The organism is Solidesulfovibrio carbinolicus (assembly GCF_004135975.1).
GTDB classification, from domain to species: domain Bacteria; phylum Desulfobacterota; class Desulfovibrionia; order Desulfovibrionales; family Desulfovibrionaceae; genus Solidesulfovibrio; species Solidesulfovibrio carbinolicus.
Genome location: NZ_CP026538.1, coordinates 3,005,462 through 3,021,050, shown reverse-complemented (window position 1 = coordinate 3,021,050; position 15,589 = coordinate 3,005,462). Strand labels below are relative to the sequence as shown.

Genomic DNA, 15,589 nt, shown 5'->3' with positions numbered 1-15,589 from the left:
TTCCCTGCAAGCTTTGCTTGCAGGGAACGCCGCCCTAAAACATGGTGATTCCGTCGCGCCTCAACCGTCGCGTCATCGCCGTCCCCCTTAACCCATTTGAGGAGTCCGGGGCCTGAGGCCCCGGCGGAGAGGGTAAGGCAGAGGCAGCGCCTCTCCTGGACGCCGCGAGGCATTCTTCCGGCTTTCACCTTCCTGCGCCTGCCGTCTGGACAGCGCGGCGGCGCTCCCGTACCGTGCCCCCATGGGACGACCGACCTTGACGATCCTGGGGTTCGAGCCGAAGACCGCGCTTGAGCTGCCGCTCTATCTGGCCACGGCCCCGGCCGGCTTTCCTTCGCCGGCCGAGGACTACATCGACAAAAAAATCGACCTCAACGAACATCTCGTGCGCCATCCCGCCGCCACCTTTTTCGTGCGCGTGGACGGCGACTCCATGCGCGACGCCGGCGTGGCCTCGGGCGACATCCTCGTGGTGGACCGCGCCCTGGAGGCGAAAGACGGCTCCATCGTCGTGGCCGCCCTGGATGGCGAATTGACCGTCAAACGCCTGCGACGCCGCGACGGCAAACTGCTGCTCGTGCCGGAAAATCCGGACTACAAACCGGTGGAAGTCGCGCCCGAAGCCTCGTTTATGGTCTGGGGCGTGGTCACCTACATCATTCATAAAGCTTGAGAGCCATGCCGCCGCTGTACGCCCTGGTCGATTGCAACAATTTTTATGCCTCCTGCGAGCGGGTTTTCGCGCCCCAGCTGGCCGGCCGGCCCATCGTGGTGCTGTCCAACAACGACGGCTGCGTCATCGCGCGCTCGGCCGAGGCCAAGGCGGCCGGCATCCCCATGGGCAAGCCGGCATTTATGTGCCGGGAGCTGTTCACGCGCCATGGCGTGGCCGTTTTCTCCTCCAACTACGCCCTCTACGGCGACATGTCGGCCCGGGTCATGGCCACCCTTGCCCGGTTCACGCCGTCCCTGGAAGTCTATTCCATCGACGAAGCCTTTCTCGATCTGGCCGGCCTGCCGGGCGGCCCCGAGGCCACGGCCCGCAGTCTGCGCGAGACCGTCGTCCGCTGGACCGGCATCCCGGTGTCGGTGGGCATCGGCCCCACCAAGACTCTGGCCAAACTGGCCAACCGGGCCGCCAAGAAACGCCCGGAAAGCGGCGGCGTCCTTGATCTGGCCGCCTGCCCCGATCCCGACGCGGTCCTGGCCGCCACCCCCGTGGAAGACGTCTGGGGCATCGGCCGCCGCCACGCGGCCATGCTGGAAGGCTTTGGCATCCGTACCGCCCTGGCCTTTCGCGAGCTGCCCCGGGATTTCGTCAAAAAGCGCATGACCATCCAGGGCCTGCACACGCTGCTGGAGCTTCGCGGCCAGCCCTGCATCGACCTGGAGCACGCGCCGCCGCCGGCCCGTACGCTTATGTCCTCGCGTTCCTTCGGCCAGGCCGTAACGACCCTGGACGAGCTGGCCGAAGCCGTGGCCGAATACGCCGCCCGGGCCGCCGCCCGGCTGCGCAGCCGGGGGCTGGTCGCCTCGGGGGTGGAGGCCTACGTCCAGACCTACGCCGACAAAGACGGCCGCCCGCCCTACGCCAACGCGGCCTTTGCCGCCCCGCGCGCGGCCACCGCCCACACCGGCGAACTCATCACGGCGGCCCGCCAGGCCCTGGAGATGATCTTCCGCCCCGGCCATCGCTACAAAAAAGCCGGGGTGATCCTGCTTGGCCTGGAACCGGTCGGCCGCCGCCAGCTCTCGCTGCTTGACGCGTCCCCCGAAGCGGACGCCCGGGGAGGGCGTCTCATGGCCGCCCTGGACGCCGTCAACGCCAAATGGGGCAAGGGCGCGCTGGCCCCGGCCGCCTGCGGCATCGACAAGCCCTGGGCCATGCGCCAGGCCAGCCGCTCCCCGCGCTACACCACGGTCTGGGACGAACTGCCCGTGGCCAGGGCCGGCTAGCGTCGGCCGCCCGTTATTTCCCTGCTGTACACAAACCCCGGCCCCTTGCTAGACAGCTTCCGACGCGACCGAGCCATCCCCCAGGAGCAACGCCCATGGCCCTTTTCACCGTGGAAAACCTCATCGCCTTCCTGACGCTGTCCGCCCTGGAAATCGTCCTTGGCATCGACAACATCGTCTTTATCGCCATCATCTCCAACGCCCTGCCGGCCGAACTCCAGTCCAAGGCCCGCAAGATCGGCCTGCTGCTGGCCATGGGCACCCGCATCCTGCTGCTGCTGGGCATCACCTGGGTCATGGGCCTGACCGCGCCGCTTTTCTCCGTCCTCGGCCATATCGTCACCGGCCGCGACGTCGTGCTGCTGGCCGGAGGCCTGTTTCTTATCGCCAAGTCCACCTTCGAGATTCACGAAAAGATCGAACCGGCCCATGCGGGCGGACACGCCGCCGCCAAGGTCCGCGGTTTCGCCGCCGCCGTGACCCAGATCGCCATCCTCGACATCGTCTTTTCCCTGGATTCCGTCATCACCGCCGTGGGCATGTCCGGCGAAATCGTGGTCATGGTGGCGGCTGTCATCGCCGCCGTCCTGGTCATGATGCTTTTCGCCGACGCCATCAGCCACTTCGTGTCGCGCCACCCCACCGTGCAGATGCTGGCCCTGTCGTTTCTCATCCTTATCGGCGTGTTTCTGGTGGCCGAGGGCCTGGGCCGCCACATCGACCGGGGCTACATCTACTTCGCCATGGCGTTTTCGCTGCTGGTCGAACTCCTCAACATGCGGGCCAAAAAGGCCAGTCAGGGATAAGAGAGAAGAGTTGCCTCCGGCGGCTGGGGGCCTGAGGCCCCCAGACCCCCCAACTGGTGAAAAGGCAGCGGCGCGGCTGGCGCTTGGGATGTGAGTGATGCCGGAATATGGGGATGATGCCGTGCAGGCCGCGCGCCAGGCTTTCCCGCGCGGGCTGGTCCAACCCGAAGGCGGTTTTCGCTTCGGTTCCGACGCCTTGCTCCTGGCCGCCTTTGTCGCGAGTCTGGCCGCCGGCCCCCGGGCGGCCGATCTCGGCACGGGCTGCGGCGCGGCCGGCCTGGGCTATCTGCTGGCCGCCGCCAATCCGGCCGCGACCTGCCTCGGCCTGGACCGCGACCCGAATATGATCCGGGCCGCCGGCCAAAACGCCGCGAGCCTGGGCCTGTCCGAGCGCTTCACGGCCCTGGCCGTGGACCTACGCGGTATCCGAGAAGACGTCCGCTGCCTGCCGGAATCGCGCGATCTGGTCCTCTGCAATCCGCCGTACCGCGACCCGGCCTCGGGCCGCCGGCCGCCCGGCCCGGCCCGGGAGGCCGCTCGCTTCGAAACGGACGGCGGCATGGTCGATTTCGCCGCCGCCGGCAGCTATCTGTTGGCCAACAAAGGGATTTTTGCCTGCATCCATCTGGCCGAGCGTCTGCCCCTGGTCTTTGCCGCCCTGGCGGACAGGCGGCTTGTGGTCAAGCGCGTGCTGCCCGTTTCGCCGCGCGCCGGCGCGCCGGCCAGGCAAGTGCTGGTGGCCGCCCGCAAAAACGGCGGTCCGGGCATGATTCTGGACGCGCCCCTGGCCCTCTATGCCGGAACCGGGGCGCAAACCCGCCTCACCGAGGCCGCCCTGGCCTTTTGCCCCTTCCTGGCCTGCAATGCCGGACCGCCCGGCCAGGGCTGAGGTACTGGCCGCAAGCCGCGCACGCCGTCAGAGACGCCGGGGCCGTCTGCGTCTCCGGCGGGTTTTGCGTCCCTGGAGCAGGGCGGGCAGGCCGCCGCCAGAGGCCGGAAACGTGTCCGCCGCCACGCCTTGGCGGTCGCCCGCGGACGGCAATGGCACGCAAAAAAGGGGACGCCCGAAAGCGTCCCCTTCCGGCGCGGCGAACCCTCCGCCGCGCCTGCCCTCCCAAATCCGTGGCGCTATTTGCTCTGGAAAAGCCGCTGTGGATGCGGCTCGGCGTGCTGATCATAGGCGGCGAGCCGGGGTTCGCCCTGGCGGCGCAGCAGCAGGCTGGCCTCGGCCAGCCGGACCACCTCGCTCTGGACGGCTGGAGTCTTGGCGACAATGCCTGCGGCAGCCGTCTCCTTGGCTGTCAGACGCGGCGGATCGGCCACGTACACGGTCGCTCCCAGGACGGCGATGGCGGCGATAAGCAGCAGGCGTTTCATGTCGGCTCCCCTTTCCGGTTGTCCGCTGACGGCGGCGTTCCCACACCTGGTTTTTCCTTAAGCGAGGAACGTGCCAATCAGCGGCGCCCGAAAAGAGTAACCATTTCAGCCATTCTTCAGAGAGCCTCAAAAACAGCCGCGCCGCGATTCTACGAGTAAGGGAGTCGCGGCGCGCAAAAATAGCCATATATCGGCAAAGCGTCGGTTGGCGGGGAAACTGCGTCGTGGCCGGTCCGACCAAGGGGCGGCTCCAGCGCCCTTGCATGTTTGCACAGCGACTTAGCCCCTTTTGCCCATTTGGGGGGTCCGGGGGCCTCAGGCCCCCGGCCGCCGGAGGCATTCCCCTCTTCTCTCATCCCGTTGCGCCTAAAAAACCTCGGCCTCGAACCAGTGCAGCGTCACCGACGGGTCGCGCCAGCAGCCGGTTTCCAGGCCGGCCTTGCGGCAGGTGTGGTCCAGAAAGGTTTCCCGATCCCAGCCCCATTCCACCGGTACCTGGGGCAGCAGCAGCCCGGAGCGGGCACCGCGCCGCACCATCAGGCCGTGGCGGCCGACGACCACTTGGGCCGGGTCCGGGCAGGGTTCCAGGGGGCCGAGGATGGAGATTTCGATGGCGACGCGGTCGAACTCCCGGCGGGTCAGCGGCGGAAAGCGCGGATCGCCGAAGGCTGCCGCTTCGGCCATGGCCGCGATGGTTTCGACCAGGGGCTGGTCGCCGACGATGTGGCCGATGCAGCCGCGCAGGCGGCCGTCAAGGGTGAGGGTCACGAAGGCCCCGAAGCGGCGGCGCAGGGTTTCGCTTTCTGGCGCGGGCAGGTTGGCCGACTTGCCGGCCAGTCTGGCGGCGATGACCAGCCGGACGAGATCCTTGAGAAAGGCTTTTTCCGCATCGGTGAGGGCCACGTGGAAGGCGTCCATGGCGGCTCCTTGGCTGGGGGGGACGTTGCCCCGACTGTGCCCCGCCCGCCCCCTGCTGGCAAGTCCTTGCCTTGTTCGCCGTAGCCCCAACGCCGCCCCCCTTTCCCCATTTGGGGGGTCCGGGGGCCTCAGGCCCCCGGCCGCCGGAGGCTTCTTCCCTCCCCTCAACTACAAAATTCGCCAAGCATACTGTAAAATTCGCTGGGCATAGCCTGCATGAGGAAATGGCAGTCCGTGGGGAAGGGGCGGGTGGGCACGGCGTGTTCATCGAGGAAAGCCCGGGTTTCCGGGGCCACGTCGCGGCCGTAGGCGTAGAGCTTGGGGATGGGCAGTGCGGCCAGGACCTCGCCGGCGGCGTGGCTCCATTTGCCGGGCAACGCCCGGGAGGTGCGGCGCACGGCCAGCACGGTCTGGAGAAAGGCTTCCTCGCGGCAAAAGCGCAGGGAGGCGTAGTAGTGGCGGCAAAAGGGGAACTTGCCGAGATAGTCCCGAAAGATGGTCTGGTCGCGAAACTCCGCGTACCACTCGCCAAAACGCCCGGACAGCCGGGCTGCTTCGGCATGGGCCGAGACAAAGGCCCCGAAACGCGTCACCGAGGCCTCGGCCAGGATCAGCCCGGCCACTTCGCCGGGGGCGGCGTCGCGGCAAAAATACGTGGCCGGGATGCCGCCCACGGAATGTCCCACGAGATAGAGGCGGCTGGGCCGCAGGCCGTGGTGCTCCATGAGGTGGTTAAGCACGTGCTTCACCCGCCGGGCGGCGGCCTCCATGGAATAGTCCAGGGCGGCCGGGCTGCCGCCGTGGCCGGCCATGTCCGGCATGATCAGACTCGCCCCGGCCAGGTAGCGGGTGGCGAAGGCGTCCTCGAAGGCCAGCCGGGAATCGCCCAGGCCATGAAGCAGCACCAGCGTCGGGGCGCGGCCGGCCTCGATGCGGGCCGTGACGTGCACCGGCGCGTCAAAGGTCGGCACGCAGCCGTCGAAATTCGGGCCGTCCTGTCCGCCCAGGGAAAAGTTTCTTGCCATGGTCTTGACCCCGCCCCTTAACGGTCTGTAACAGTAAAACGCAAAATCCAGGCCCGGCGACGGCGATGCGATGCGTGTCCCCAGCCCGCCGGCAGCTCAACCCGCAAGGCGGTTTCCATGAAGTTCTCTATTTCGGCGCGTTTGGGGCTGGGTTTTGGTTTGGTGCTGGCGGCCATGACCGTCGGGGCGTTCGTCATGACCTTTTCCCTGGCCAACGTAAAGGACCGGGCCGAGGCCATGCGCTCCCAAGTCCTTCCCCTGGCCGACGTCGCCGCCGGCATGCAGTTCGAGGCCGTCAACGTGCAGCAGTGGCTCACCGACGTCTCGGCCACGGGCGAGGACGACGGTTTTGCCGAGGCTGAGAAAGCGGCCAGTTCCTTCCGGGCCGGCGCGGCCAGGTTCGCCGCCCTGGCCGAACGCACCGGCAACCAGGCGCTACGGGCGGAAACCGCTGCCGTGCTGCGCGATTTCGAGGCCATGTACGACGTTGGCAAGCGCATGTCCAAGGCCTATGTGGCCGAAGGCCGCGAGGCCGGCAACGCCATGATGGGCGATTTCGACGCCCGCACCGAAGCCCTGGCCGGCCGCATCGCCCCGCTCAAGGCCAGCCAGTTCCAGGCCGCCGACACCCAGGTAGCCGGCATCCTGAACAAGCTCGAAAACGATTTGCGGCTGCAATACCTGCTGCTGGGCCTGTCGTTGGCCGTGGGCATCGTCTGCGCCGTGCTTGTCTCCCGCAACATCCGCCGCCAGCTCGGGGCCGAACCCTGGGAAGTGGCGGCCGTGGCCCGCGACGTGGCCGCCGGACGCTTCGACGCCGTGGGCGCGGCCTGCGCCGCCAAGGGAGATGGTTGCGGCGTCATGTCCGACATGGCCGCCATGGCCGACAAGCTTCGCCAATCCTTCGCCGCTGTGGAAGCCCGTACGGCCGAGGCAGAAAAACACTTGCAGGAAGCCGAGGCCCAGCGCCAGGCCGCCGAAGAGGCCACGCGCCAGGCCGAGCAGGCCCGGCTCTCCGGCTTGGCCGAAGCCGCCGACCGGCTGGAAGATCTGGCCGACGCCGTGGCCCGGGCCGGCAATGCCCTGACCGACCGGGTGGCCCAGGTCAACCGGGGCACGGTGCGCCAGCACGAACGCACCGCCGATACGGCCACGGCCATGGAGGAAATGAACGCCACTGTGCTCGAAGTGGCCCAGAACGCCGACCGCGCCAGCCAGAGCGCCCGGGCCGCCCGGGACGGCGCGCGCGAAGGCCTGTCCGCCACCGAAGAGGTGGCCCGCTCCATCGACCGGGTGCGCGGCCTGTCCAAGGGCCTCAAGGCCAGTCTCGATGCCCTTGGCGAACGGGCCAAGGGCATCTCGGCCATCCTCGGCGTCATCTCCGACATCGCCGACCAGACCAACCTGCTGGCGCTCAATGCCGCCATCGAAGCGGCCCGGGCCGGCGACGCCGGACGCGGTTTCGCCGTGGTGGCCGACGAAGTCCGCAAGCTGGCCGAAAAGACCATGCAGGCCACGGGCGAGGTGGCCTCGGTGGTCTCGGCCATCGACAGCGGCGTGCGGGACAACGTGGCCGGCATGGACGCGGCGGCCACGGCCGTGGACGAAACCACCAAGCTGGCTGAAAACGCCGGCCGGTCGCTCACGCACATTGTGGAAATGGCTGAAACCGCCACCGAGGAGGTGCGCTCCATCGCCACGGCCTCGCAGCAACAGGCCACGGCCTCGGAAGAGATCAACCGCGCCCTGGCCGACATCAGCCTTATCGCCGAGGAAACCGCCCAGGGCATGGCCGATGCCGAAACGGAGTTGGACAATCTCTCCAACTCCGCCTCGCGCCTGGCGACCCTCATCGACGGACTGCGCCGCGAAGGCTAGGTGGGAAAGAGGAAGAGGGAGAGGAGGATGCTCCGGCGGCCGGGGGCCTGAGGCCCCCAGACCCCCCAAATGGGTTAAGGGGGGGATGTTGTTGCAACGGTGGATGAGCGAGAGGAAAAGCCAAACCGAAAGCCGCTGGCGTTAACGCGAACGGACTTCGCCATGTTTTAGGGCGGCGTTCCCTGCAGGCCTTGCCTGCAGGGAACGCCGCCCTAAAATGTCGGGGGTCCGGGGGACTGAGTCCCCCGGCCGCCGGAGGCCTCTTCCGCTTTCCCTTAGTCCAGTCCCAACCTCGCCGCCGCCGTTTCGGCGGCGGTCTCCGTCAGCGATTCCATGAGCGGGCCATGGTCCAGGCCGGCCAGGTGCAGGAAGCCGTGGGCCAGCAGCCGGGCCATGTGCAGGCCTGGCGGCTGGCCGTAGAGGAAGGCTTCCCGGCGCACGGCGTCGAGGCTCAGCGCCAGTTCGCCGAGGTAGTCGGGCCTGTCGGGGTCCTCGGCTGGGAAGCTTAAGATGTTGGTGGGGCCGGGCAGTCCCAGGAACTCGCCATTGAGGGCGGCGATGGCGGCGTCGTCGGCAAGGGTCAGATCGAAGTCACGGCCGTCGAGGTCCAGGGCGTCGAGCAGCGCGTCGCACAGGGCGGCGATCTCCGGGCGCGAGGCCGGCAGGTCGGGGGCGAAGACGCCCCGGGCAAGGCCGATCACGCCGCGTGTTCCGCCGCTTTGGGGTCCACGGCGCAGGCCGTTTCCTCGCGGGTTTTGCCGTTTTTCTCCGGGCTTTTGGCGCTGGGGTATTCGATGCGCTGGTGGAAAATGCCGGTCAAGATACGCTGGAAGGTGTCGCTTAACAGCGTCAGATCCTTAAGGGTCAGCTGGGAGTCGTCCAGTTCGCCCTCGGTGTAGATCTTGCGCACGATGTTTTGGATATGGCCCTTGATGCGGCTGGGGGTGGGGTCCACCAGGGTGCGGCTCGATGCTTCGATGGCGTCGGCCAAAAGAATCAGGCCGGCTTCCTTGGACTGGGGCTTGGGGCCGGGATAGCGGTAATCGGCTTCGCGGATGGGATCATCGCCCTTGGCCTCGGCCAGCTCCTTGGCCTTGTGGTAGAAGTAGGCAATGAGCGTGGTGCCGTGGTGCTGGCCGATGAGGTCGGTGATGGCCTGTCCCAGGCGGTGTTCCCGGGCCAGTTCGATGCCCTTTTTGACGTGGGATATGAGGATCAGCGCGCTCATGGACGGCGCGAGCTTGTTGTGGCGGTTCTCCTTGCAGGAGATGTTTTCAATGAAATAGTGGGGGTTTTTGAGCTTGCCGATGTCGTGGTACAGGGCCGCGACCTTGGCCAGCAGCGGATTGGCTCCAATGGCCCGGGCGCCGGCCTCGACCATGTTGGAGACGATCAGCGAATGGTGGTAGGTGCCCGGGGCCTTGACCATGAGCTCCTGGAGCAGCGGCTGTTCCAGGTTGAGCAGCTCCATGAGCCGGAAACGCGACGTGTAGCCGAAGATGAGCTCCATGATGGGCGCGATGCCGACCACGGCCAGAAGCGACAGGAAGGCGGACAGGGCCACGAAGGCCAGGCCCGCGCCGGCCACCGACGGGTCATTTAAGTCCATGAGGTTGACCGAGCACCACATGACGCACAGGGCGGCCAAAAGCGGAAAGACGGACTTGAGCAGCTGGGACCGGGTTTCGGAGCGTTTGATGAGGTAGACGTAGATCATGGAGCCGACGAAGTAGTAGCAAAAAGCGCCGATGCCGCCGTAGACCATGTTGGCGGCCAGAAACGACAGGATGAGGCTGGTGAAGATGCACAGGCGCTTGGGGAAAAACAGCGCCAGAATGCCGGCCGCGCCGGCGATGGGCAGGCTGTAGGCGAAGTAGATGGATCGTGTGGCCTCCGGCAGTCCGCCGCCGCCCGGCAGGGTGACCATGTCGCCCACCTTGGCCAACATCCCGAAGATCAGCAGCACCACGCCCAGAAACACCCAGTCGGTGCTGCGCACACGCTTGATTCCGGCCCGTTCCAGGGACACGTAGAGCACGGCCAGAAACATCAGGCACATGCCGAAAAGACCCGTGGCCCGCAGCAGGTTGTAGGGGCCTTTGCGGTGGGAGTAGAGGGACTGGAGCTTGAGCTGCTGGATGGGCCCCACGCGCTCGCCCTGGCGCACGATGATCTCGCCCTTTTTGATGATGTAGTACAGCGGCTCCACGGCCCGGGAGATCTCGGCCTTGCGGGCTTGGGTCGTTTCCTGGTTGAGGGTCATGCTGGGGGCGATGAGCGGATAGACCAGGGCGTAGACGGCCTTGCGCTGGCGGAAGGGCTTGTTGAGGGAGACCTTGAGCATGTGCTCCAGGTCGTCCTTGATTTGCTTGATGTCCTTGATGTCGCGGGTCTCGACGCGAAGCGTCTCCATCTTGGAGGGCAGTTCGCGCAGGAGGATGCCGTTTTTATACGGCGTGAAAACCGAGATGGAGCTGACGACGCCGGGCTCGTAGTTCTGTTTGAGCCAGGGCAGCACGTCTTTTTGCATGAGCAACTTGAAGTCGTCCTGCCGCCAGACTTCGATGATGTCCGGGCCGATGTCGGTGTTGAGGTTCTCGGCCATCTGCCAGCGCAGCTTTTCCATATCCTCGGTCGTGGCGGCCCGGGCCGCGCCGATGATGTCCTCGACGCTTTTGGCCAGGGCTTCGAAGGGCAGGGGGCTGACGTCGAAGACCGGGGGCTGGGCCTCGGCGACCTGGTCGCGGCGGCGGGTGGTGGCCTCGATGTCCTCGATTTGCAGGCTTTGGTCGGCGGCCACGTCTTGGGTGGCGATCTCGCCAGCAGTGAAAAGGCGCACCGAAGTGTCCAGGCCCAGACGGGCCACGAAGCACAAGGTGAAGACCACGGCCAGGAAAAACAGGAAGCCCGGCGCCCATTCGGGCAACGTGAAGCCGCCTGTCGCCTGCTGCACCGGGGAAGGGGCCGAAGGGGCCTTGATGGCCCGCTTAACCCTGTCGACTATCTCGCTCATAAGCTTGGACGATCCTTCCCACCAGGGGATGGCGGACGACATCGGCGTCGCTGAAGGTGACGAACTCGATGCCGCGTACGTTGCGAAGCACCCGCCGGGCTTCGACCAGTCCCGAGGCCGTGTGGGACGGCAGATCGATCTGGGTCGCGTCGCCGGTGACCACGGCCTTGGAGGACAGGCCCAGTCGGGTGAGGAACATTTTCATCTGCTCGGGCGTCGTGTTTTGCGCCTCATCAAGGATGATCAGCGCATCGTTTAACGTGCGCCCGCGCATGAAGGCCAGGGGAGCCACCTCGATGACGCCGGTGTCGAGCATCTCGCGCACCTTGCGAAAGTCGAGCATGTCGTTGAGGGCGTCGTAGAGGGGGCGCAGATAGGGGTTTATTTTCTCCACCATGTCGCCGGGCAAAAAGCCCAGCTTTTCGCCGGCCTCCACGGCCGGCCGGGTGAGGATGAGGCGTTTGACCCGCCGTTCCAACAGGAACCCCACGCCCATGGCCACGGCCAGGTAGGTCTTGCCGGTGCCGGCCGGGCCGATGCCGAAGACCAGATCGTGCCGCCTTATGGCGGAGAGGTAGTCGCGCTGGGTGGCGGTGCGCGGAGTGACGGTTTTTTTGGGCGAAATGACGAGGGATTCCTCGCGGTAGACGCGCTGGAGGCTGGCCTCGGGCTCCTTGGCCAGGACGCTGAGGGCCTGTTCCACGTCGGCTGGATAGATGGGCTTGCCCTGGCGCAGCAGCCCGTAGAGCTGCACCAGCACGTTGGCCACGTGGGAGAGCGTCTCTTCGGAGTCGGCCCGCAAAATCACGGAGCTGCCCCGGGTGTCGAGACGCGCGCCGGATTTGCCGGCGATCAGGGCGATATTGGCATTGTGGGGGCCAAAAAGGTCCCGGGCGAGCGCCGGGTCGTCAAAGTCGAGCCGTCGCTCCATGCACAGCGTTTCCATCATAACGTCACGAAGCCTGGTTACGGTCGGGAACCCGCGCGCGCACTCCGGTCAGGCAAGTAATACAACGCGCCGACAAGGACAAGCAAAACCGCATGTTCACGCCTTTTCCCGCAAACTTTCCAGGGCCGGGTCCACGGCCGCCCGTAGCGTCTCCAACATCCGCGTCACCGTCACCTGGCCCGGCGCGCCGCCCTTGACCCGGCGCACGTCGCCGACCCGGGCCAGCCACACATCGGCCGTGCCGGCCCCGGCCGCGTAGCTGGCCAGGGCGGCCAGGCCGGCGGCCTCTTCAAGGCTGCGCCGTGGCACGTCGCGACCGGGATGGTCGCGTCGCAAAATCACATGGGTTCCCGGGCCGTCGGCAACATGGAACCACAGGTCATAGGCATTGGCGAGTCTAAGGAGCTGGTCGTTGGCCTTGGCGTTTTTGCCCCGCAGGGCCAAAAAGCCGTCTGAAGTGCGGTAGACATGGGCGGCCACGCCCTTGAGGCTGCCAGACGCCCCGGCGGCGCGTTGGGGCGACGCCGGGGCGTGTTCCCGACCTTGTAAGTCTTTTTTTTCGCCTTGCAAGTCCCGGCGGCGGGCGGCGATGGCGGCCAGTCCCCGTTGGCCTTTGGCCGCCAAATGATAGAGCTTTTGCATGTTGCCAAGGATGGAGAGGGCCGGGTCGAGGGTCAGGGCCGTTTCCGTACCGTCGTCATTGGTGAAAAAAAGTTCAGGAATTTTGGCGGTCTTGTCCAGCAGATGGAGGTGTGCCGCGATGCGGTCGGCTTCGGCCTTGCGGGCAATAAAGGCCCGCATCCGGGCCTCGTCGGCCGCAAGCTTGGCCAGGGCGCGCTGGCGGCGACGGACCCGGGCGGTGGCGGCGTCGGCCTCGGGGGCGTCGCGTCGGCCCGAGACCTCGCCAAAGGCCAAGGGCAGCCCGAAGGCGGCGGCCGCTTCCAGGGCCGTGGGAAAGCTTTCGGTCGTCACGTCCGGCTGGGGCTTGCCGGGCCAGGCCACGGGCCAAAGCGCCAGGGGCTCGCCCCCTTTGCGCTCCAGGAAAAAACCCTCGGCAGCGTCCTGTTGCAACCGGTCGTAGACCGCCTGGCGGCCGTCCCGGGGCAGGGCGGCCAGCCGGCGGCGCAGGCCGGGCGAGAGCTGGGGATGGGCCTGCCAGATATCGGGATCGCCGGTGACGGTTTCGATGTCCGGCCAGCCCGGTTTGGCCGTGGCCGCGTCCTGGGCCGGCGCCTCGGCCAGGACCGGGAAGGAGCGGGGATCAAGGACCAGGGCCGGGCCGTCGCCGGTGAAAACCAGGGTCAGGCGGCGGTTTGGCCAGTCGGGAACCAGGCGCTGCACCCGCCGGCCGCGCAGGTGCTTGCGCAGCCGCATGGCTTGCCCCGGGGCGCGGTCGGGCTGGGCGGTTTTGGAGCCGGAGAGGAACAGGAAAAATCGTCCCGTGCCGTAGCGGGCGTGGAGATGGACGGTTTTCTTCCCTTCGCAGCCCGGGACGACGCGGCCGGAAGGCAGATAGAGCGACAAGGTGAAGACATTGGGGACGGGCAGGAAAACTTTCTCCACCCGAGCGCCCGGCAGGGCGGCGGCCAGTTCGCGGACCAGAACACGAAAAAAAACGGCCTCCATGAGCGACGTCTCCTCCCGGCCCGGGAAAGCCCCGGTCAGGGTCTGTCTGCCGCCAGGCGGGGCCGGCGGCCGAACCGGCAACAACGACCGCCGCCGCCTGTGGGCGGATCGGGGGCCTGGCCGGCCGGCTTGGGCGCTGCGTCCTTTCTGTCCGTTGACCGGAGCTTAAAGGAAAATACCCCGGAGCGTTGCCCCGGGGGAAAATACGGGCGTATTTTCCAAGGGCGCGGCGCTAGTCTCCCCGGAGGTCTTCGTCGGCCTCCTGGCGGCTTTTGCATTTGATGCACAAGGTGGTGACCGGCCGCGCCTTCATGCGGGCGACGCTGATGTCTTCGCCGCATTCCACGCACTCGCCGTAGGTGCCTTCGTCGATGCGCTCGATGGCTTCCTTGATCTTCTTGATCAGGCGGCGTTCCCGGTCGCGCAGACGCAGGGTAAAGGCCCGGTCGGACTCGGCCGTGGCCCGGTCGGCCGGGTCGGCGTACACCTCGACGGTGTCGGTCATGTCCTCGATGGTTTCCTCGCCCTTCTTGAGGATGTCCTGGAGCATGCCGTTTAGAAGTTCGCGGAAAAATTCGACGTCCTTGGGATCCATGAAGTCCTCCTCGGCCGCCGGCCTTACAGCTCCGGCTTGAAAATTGACTTCAGTAATCAAAACCGGGGCGGAGGTAAAGAGGTATCGGGCATTGCACCAAAATGACACCGGCCCGGAACCTGGGACAAACGGACTGGGTCAAAATATCCCAGTGGGCGGATTGCGTGAAAAATGATCCAATATGTGTCAACGAAGCCCGTTGGGTCTTGCTCCGGGGGTGCGGGCAGGATATGCCGTATCTTGGACCTTTGGCCGAAGAATCGCTTCGGGCCGGGCCGTTCTCGGGAGGGCATGGATTTGATGGTGATGGGTTGTCAGGAAGCGCCATGCGACATCCGCAAGCTGTGCGGCGAACTGCACAAGCTCGGTTGCGGCAATGATCCGTCCTGGCTGGCGGTTTTGCTTTTCGTTCGTAACTTGCTGCGGCAGTTTACGATTTTCGACGACTCGCGCAAAAAGAGCCTGCAGGAATACGTCTTTTCGGAACTGGCCCGGCGTGATCCTTCCGCCGAGCATCTGAAGCGCCTGCTTGGCGGCCTGGAACTGTTTCTCACCGACCATCTGCCCATGGCCGCCGTCAAGGACCAGCTCGAAAACGAAAAGGCGGCCTCCAAATCCCTGGCCCAGTCCATCACCGCCTTTCTGGAAGAGACGCTGACCTCCGAGAAGGAGCGCAGCAAGCTCGTGGGCCGCTTTGGCCGCGAAACCCTCGACACCCTGGCCGGCGGCGAGGACCCTGCGGTCATGATCCCCAAGCTGCGCACCCTGGTCGGCAACATGCTCGCCCATTACCGCGAGGAGGCCCAGGCTTGGGAACGCAAGGCCCAGCAGCTTGAAAAGATCATCCAGGTCGATCCGCTGCTCGCCCCCCTGCATAACCGCCGCTCCCTGGAAGAGCATCTGCGCGCGGCCGTGGCCCGGGCCGAGGCCGAGGGCGCGCCGCTGACCGCTATGATGATCGACGTGGACAACTTCAAGACCGCCATCAACGACGCCTATGGCCATGTGGTCGGCGACGACGTGTTGCGCACCCTGGCCAAGATCATCGACGTCCATGCCGGCCGCCATGGCTGGTTCGCCGCCCGCTACGGCGGCGACGAGCTGGTGCTGGTGTGCGACCTGGACGGCGATGACGCCCAGTTTCATGCCGACGCCATCCGGCTGGCCGTGCAGAACTACGAGTTTCGCCCCCGCGTTGACGGCAAGCTGGCTGACGCGCCTATCCGTTTCACCGTGTCCATTGGCGTGGCCGCCTTTGTCCCGGGCATGTCCGGCGACGACCTCATCGCCGCCGCCGACGCGGCCATGTACCAGGTGAAATCCGGCGGACGCAACAATGTCGCCCGGTTCGAGCAGCCGGCCGCCTGAAGAGCGGCCGGGCCTGCAACCCGGCCCTGGCGGAGCGCAACAGCCTTTGACCGTCGCGCAATACCGATACACCAGTCT

Annotated in this window: 14 protein-coding genes; 6 read left to right on the top strand and 8 right to left on the bottom strand. The window is 66.6% G+C overall.

Going from position 1 to position 15,589, the window contains the following annotated elements:
• Window positions 1–241: 241 nt before the first annotated feature.
• The 4 genes from C3Y92_RS13480 to C3Y92_RS13465 all read left to right on the top strand — a co-directional run bounded on the left by C3Y92_RS13480 (window position 242) and on the right by C3Y92_RS13465 (window position 3,651).
• Window positions 242–673 carry a LexA family protein gene (locus C3Y92_RS13480; protein ID WP_129353344.1) on the top strand — a complete coding sequence of 144 codons (432 nt, stop codon included), beginning with the start codon at window positions 242–244 and terminating at the stop codon, window positions 671–673.
• Window positions 674–678: 5 nt separating this feature from the next.
• Window positions 679–1,956 (top strand): Y-family DNA polymerase, encoded by a 1,278-nt coding sequence (locus tag C3Y92_RS13475; RefSeq protein WP_129353342.1) that lies wholly within the window; start codon window positions 679–681, stop codon window positions 1,954–1,956.
• A gap of 95 nt (window positions 1,957–2,051) precedes the next feature.
• A complete protein-coding gene (locus C3Y92_RS13470) occupies window positions 2,052–2,762 on the top strand; it encodes a TerC family protein (RefSeq protein WP_129353340.1) in 711 nt (236 codons plus the stop codon).
• A gap of 97 nt (window positions 2,763–2,859) precedes the next feature.
• A complete protein-coding gene (locus C3Y92_RS13465; protein WP_129353338.1) occupies window positions 2,860–3,651 on the top strand; it encodes a tRNA1(Val) (adenine(37)-N6)-methyltransferase in 792 nt (263 codons plus the stop codon).
• A 239-nt stretch (window positions 3,652–3,890) separates the two neighbouring features.
• Here the strand turns inward: C3Y92_RS13465 and C3Y92_RS13460 are convergent, their stop codons facing one another.
• The 3 genes from C3Y92_RS13460 to C3Y92_RS13450 all read right to left on the bottom strand — a co-directional run bounded on the left by C3Y92_RS13460 (window position 3,891) and on the right by C3Y92_RS13450 (window position 6,082).
• Window positions 3,891–4,139 carry a hypothetical protein gene (locus tag C3Y92_RS13460; protein WP_129353336.1) on the bottom strand — a complete coding sequence of 83 codons (249 nt, stop codon included), beginning with the start codon at window positions 4,137–4,139 and terminating at the stop codon, window positions 3,891–3,893.
• A gap of 366 nt (window positions 4,140–4,505) precedes the next feature.
• Window positions 4,506–5,057, bottom strand: coding sequence for an AmmeMemoRadiSam system protein A (gene amrA, locus C3Y92_RS13455; protein WP_129353334.1), 552 nt, complete (start codon window positions 5,055–5,057; stop codon window positions 4,506–4,508).
• A gap of 164 nt (window positions 5,058–5,221) precedes the next feature.
• On the bottom strand, window positions 5,222–6,082 hold the full coding sequence (locus tag C3Y92_RS13450) for an alpha/beta fold hydrolase (protein ID WP_129353332.1): 861 nt from the start codon (window positions 6,080–6,082) through the stop codon (window positions 5,222–5,224).
• A 117-nt stretch (window positions 6,083–6,199) separates the two neighbouring features.
• On the opposite strand from C3Y92_RS13450, the gene C3Y92_RS13445 reads away from it, so the two are divergent.
• Window positions 6,200–7,960, top strand: a complete 1,761-nt coding sequence (locus tag C3Y92_RS13445; RefSeq protein ID WP_129353330.1) for a methyl-accepting chemotaxis protein — start codon at window positions 6,200–6,202, stop codon at window positions 7,958–7,960.
• A gap of 275 nt (window positions 7,961–8,235) precedes the next feature.
• Here C3Y92_RS13445 and ybeY read toward each other — a convergent pair whose 3' ends face one another.
• From ybeY to dksA, 5 genes are all read right to left on the bottom strand, one after another.
• The gene (ybeY, locus tag C3Y92_RS13440; protein ID WP_129353328.1) at window positions 8,236–8,661 is read right to left on the bottom strand and encodes an rRNA maturation RNase YbeY; all 426 of its coding nucleotides are present in this window, start codon (window positions 8,659–8,661) and stop codon (window positions 8,236–8,238) included.
• A complete protein-coding gene (locus C3Y92_RS13435) occupies window positions 8,658–10,973 on the bottom strand; it encodes an HD family phosphohydrolase (RefSeq protein WP_129353326.1) in 2,316 nt (771 codons plus the stop codon). Before C3Y92_RS13435 ends, ybeY begins: the two co-directional genes overlap by 4 nt.
• The gene (locus tag C3Y92_RS13430; RefSeq protein ID WP_129353324.1) at window positions 10,948–11,922 is read right to left on the bottom strand and encodes a PhoH family protein; all 975 of its coding nucleotides are present in this window, start codon (window positions 11,920–11,922) and stop codon (window positions 10,948–10,950) included. The genes C3Y92_RS13435 and C3Y92_RS13430 overlap by 26 nt, the downstream gene beginning before the upstream one ends.
• Window positions 11,923–12,018: 96 nt before the next feature.
• Complete coding sequence (locus tag C3Y92_RS13425) at window positions 12,019–13,548, bottom strand: NFACT RNA binding domain-containing protein (RefSeq protein WP_129353322.1); 1,530 nt, start codon at window positions 13,546–13,548, stop codon at window positions 12,019–12,021.
• Window positions 13,549–13,780: 232 nt separating this feature from the next.
• Window positions 13,781–14,143 carry an RNA polymerase-binding protein DksA gene (gene dksA / locus C3Y92_RS13420; protein ID WP_006921647.1) on the bottom strand — a complete coding sequence of 121 codons (363 nt, stop codon included), beginning with the start codon at window positions 14,141–14,143 and terminating at the stop codon, window positions 13,781–13,783.
• A gap of 300 nt (window positions 14,144–14,443) precedes the next feature.
• Between dksA and C3Y92_RS13415 the strand changes: the two genes are divergently transcribed.
• On the top strand, window positions 14,444–15,511 hold the full coding sequence (locus C3Y92_RS13415) for a GGDEF domain-containing protein (protein WP_129355891.1): 1,068 nt from the start codon (window positions 14,444–14,446) through the stop codon (window positions 15,509–15,511).
• The last annotated feature ends 78 nt before the right edge of the window (window positions 15,512–15,589 follow it).

Bases quoted from the DNA above. Each gene is read 5' to 3' on its own strand.
- C3Y92_RS13480 (WP_129353344.1), top strand. From the start codon at position 242: ATGGGACGACCGACCTTGACGATCCTGGGGTTCGAGCCGAAGACCGCG.
- C3Y92_RS13475 (WP_129353342.1), top strand. From the start codon at position 679: ATGCCGCCGCTGTACGCCCTGGTCGATTGCAACAATTTTTATGCCTCC.
- C3Y92_RS13470 (WP_129353340.1), top strand. From the start codon at position 2,052: ATGGCCCTTTTCACCGTGGAAAACCTCATCGCCTTCCTGACGCTGTCC.
- C3Y92_RS13465 (WP_129353338.1), top strand. From the start codon at position 2,860: ATGCCGGAATATGGGGATGATGCCGTGCAGGCCGCGCGCCAGGCTTTC.
- C3Y92_RS13460 (WP_129353336.1), bottom strand. From the start codon at position 4,139: ATGAAACGCCTGCTGCTTATCGCCGCCATCGCCGTCCTGGGAGCGACC.
- amrA (WP_129353334.1), bottom strand. From the start codon at position 5,057: ATGGACGCCTTCCACGTGGCCCTCACCGATGCGGAAAAAGCCTTTCTC.
- C3Y92_RS13450 (WP_129353332.1), bottom strand. From the start codon at position 6,082: ATGGCAAGAAACTTTTCCCTGGGCGGACAGGACGGCCCGAATTTCGAC.
- C3Y92_RS13445 (WP_129353330.1), top strand. From the start codon at position 6,200: ATGAAGTTCTCTATTTCGGCGCGTTTGGGGCTGGGTTTTGGTTTGGTG.
- C3Y92_RS13435 (WP_129353326.1), bottom strand. From the start codon at position 10,973: ATGAGCGAGATAGTCGACAGGGTTAAGCGGGCCATCAAGGCCCCTTCG.
- C3Y92_RS13430 (WP_129353324.1), bottom strand. From the start codon at position 11,922: ATGATGGAAACGCTGTGCATGGAGCGACGGCTCGACTTTGACGACCCG.
- C3Y92_RS13425 (WP_129353322.1), bottom strand. From the start codon at position 13,548: ATGGAGGCCGTTTTTTTTCGTGTTCTGGTCCGCGAACTGGCCGCCGCC.
- dksA (WP_006921647.1), bottom strand. From the start codon at position 14,143: ATGGATCCCAAGGACGTCGAATTTTTCCGCGAACTTCTAAACGGCATG.
- C3Y92_RS13415 (WP_129355891.1), top strand. From the start codon at position 14,444: ATGGTGATGGGTTGTCAGGAAGCGCCATGCGACATCCGCAAGCTGTGC.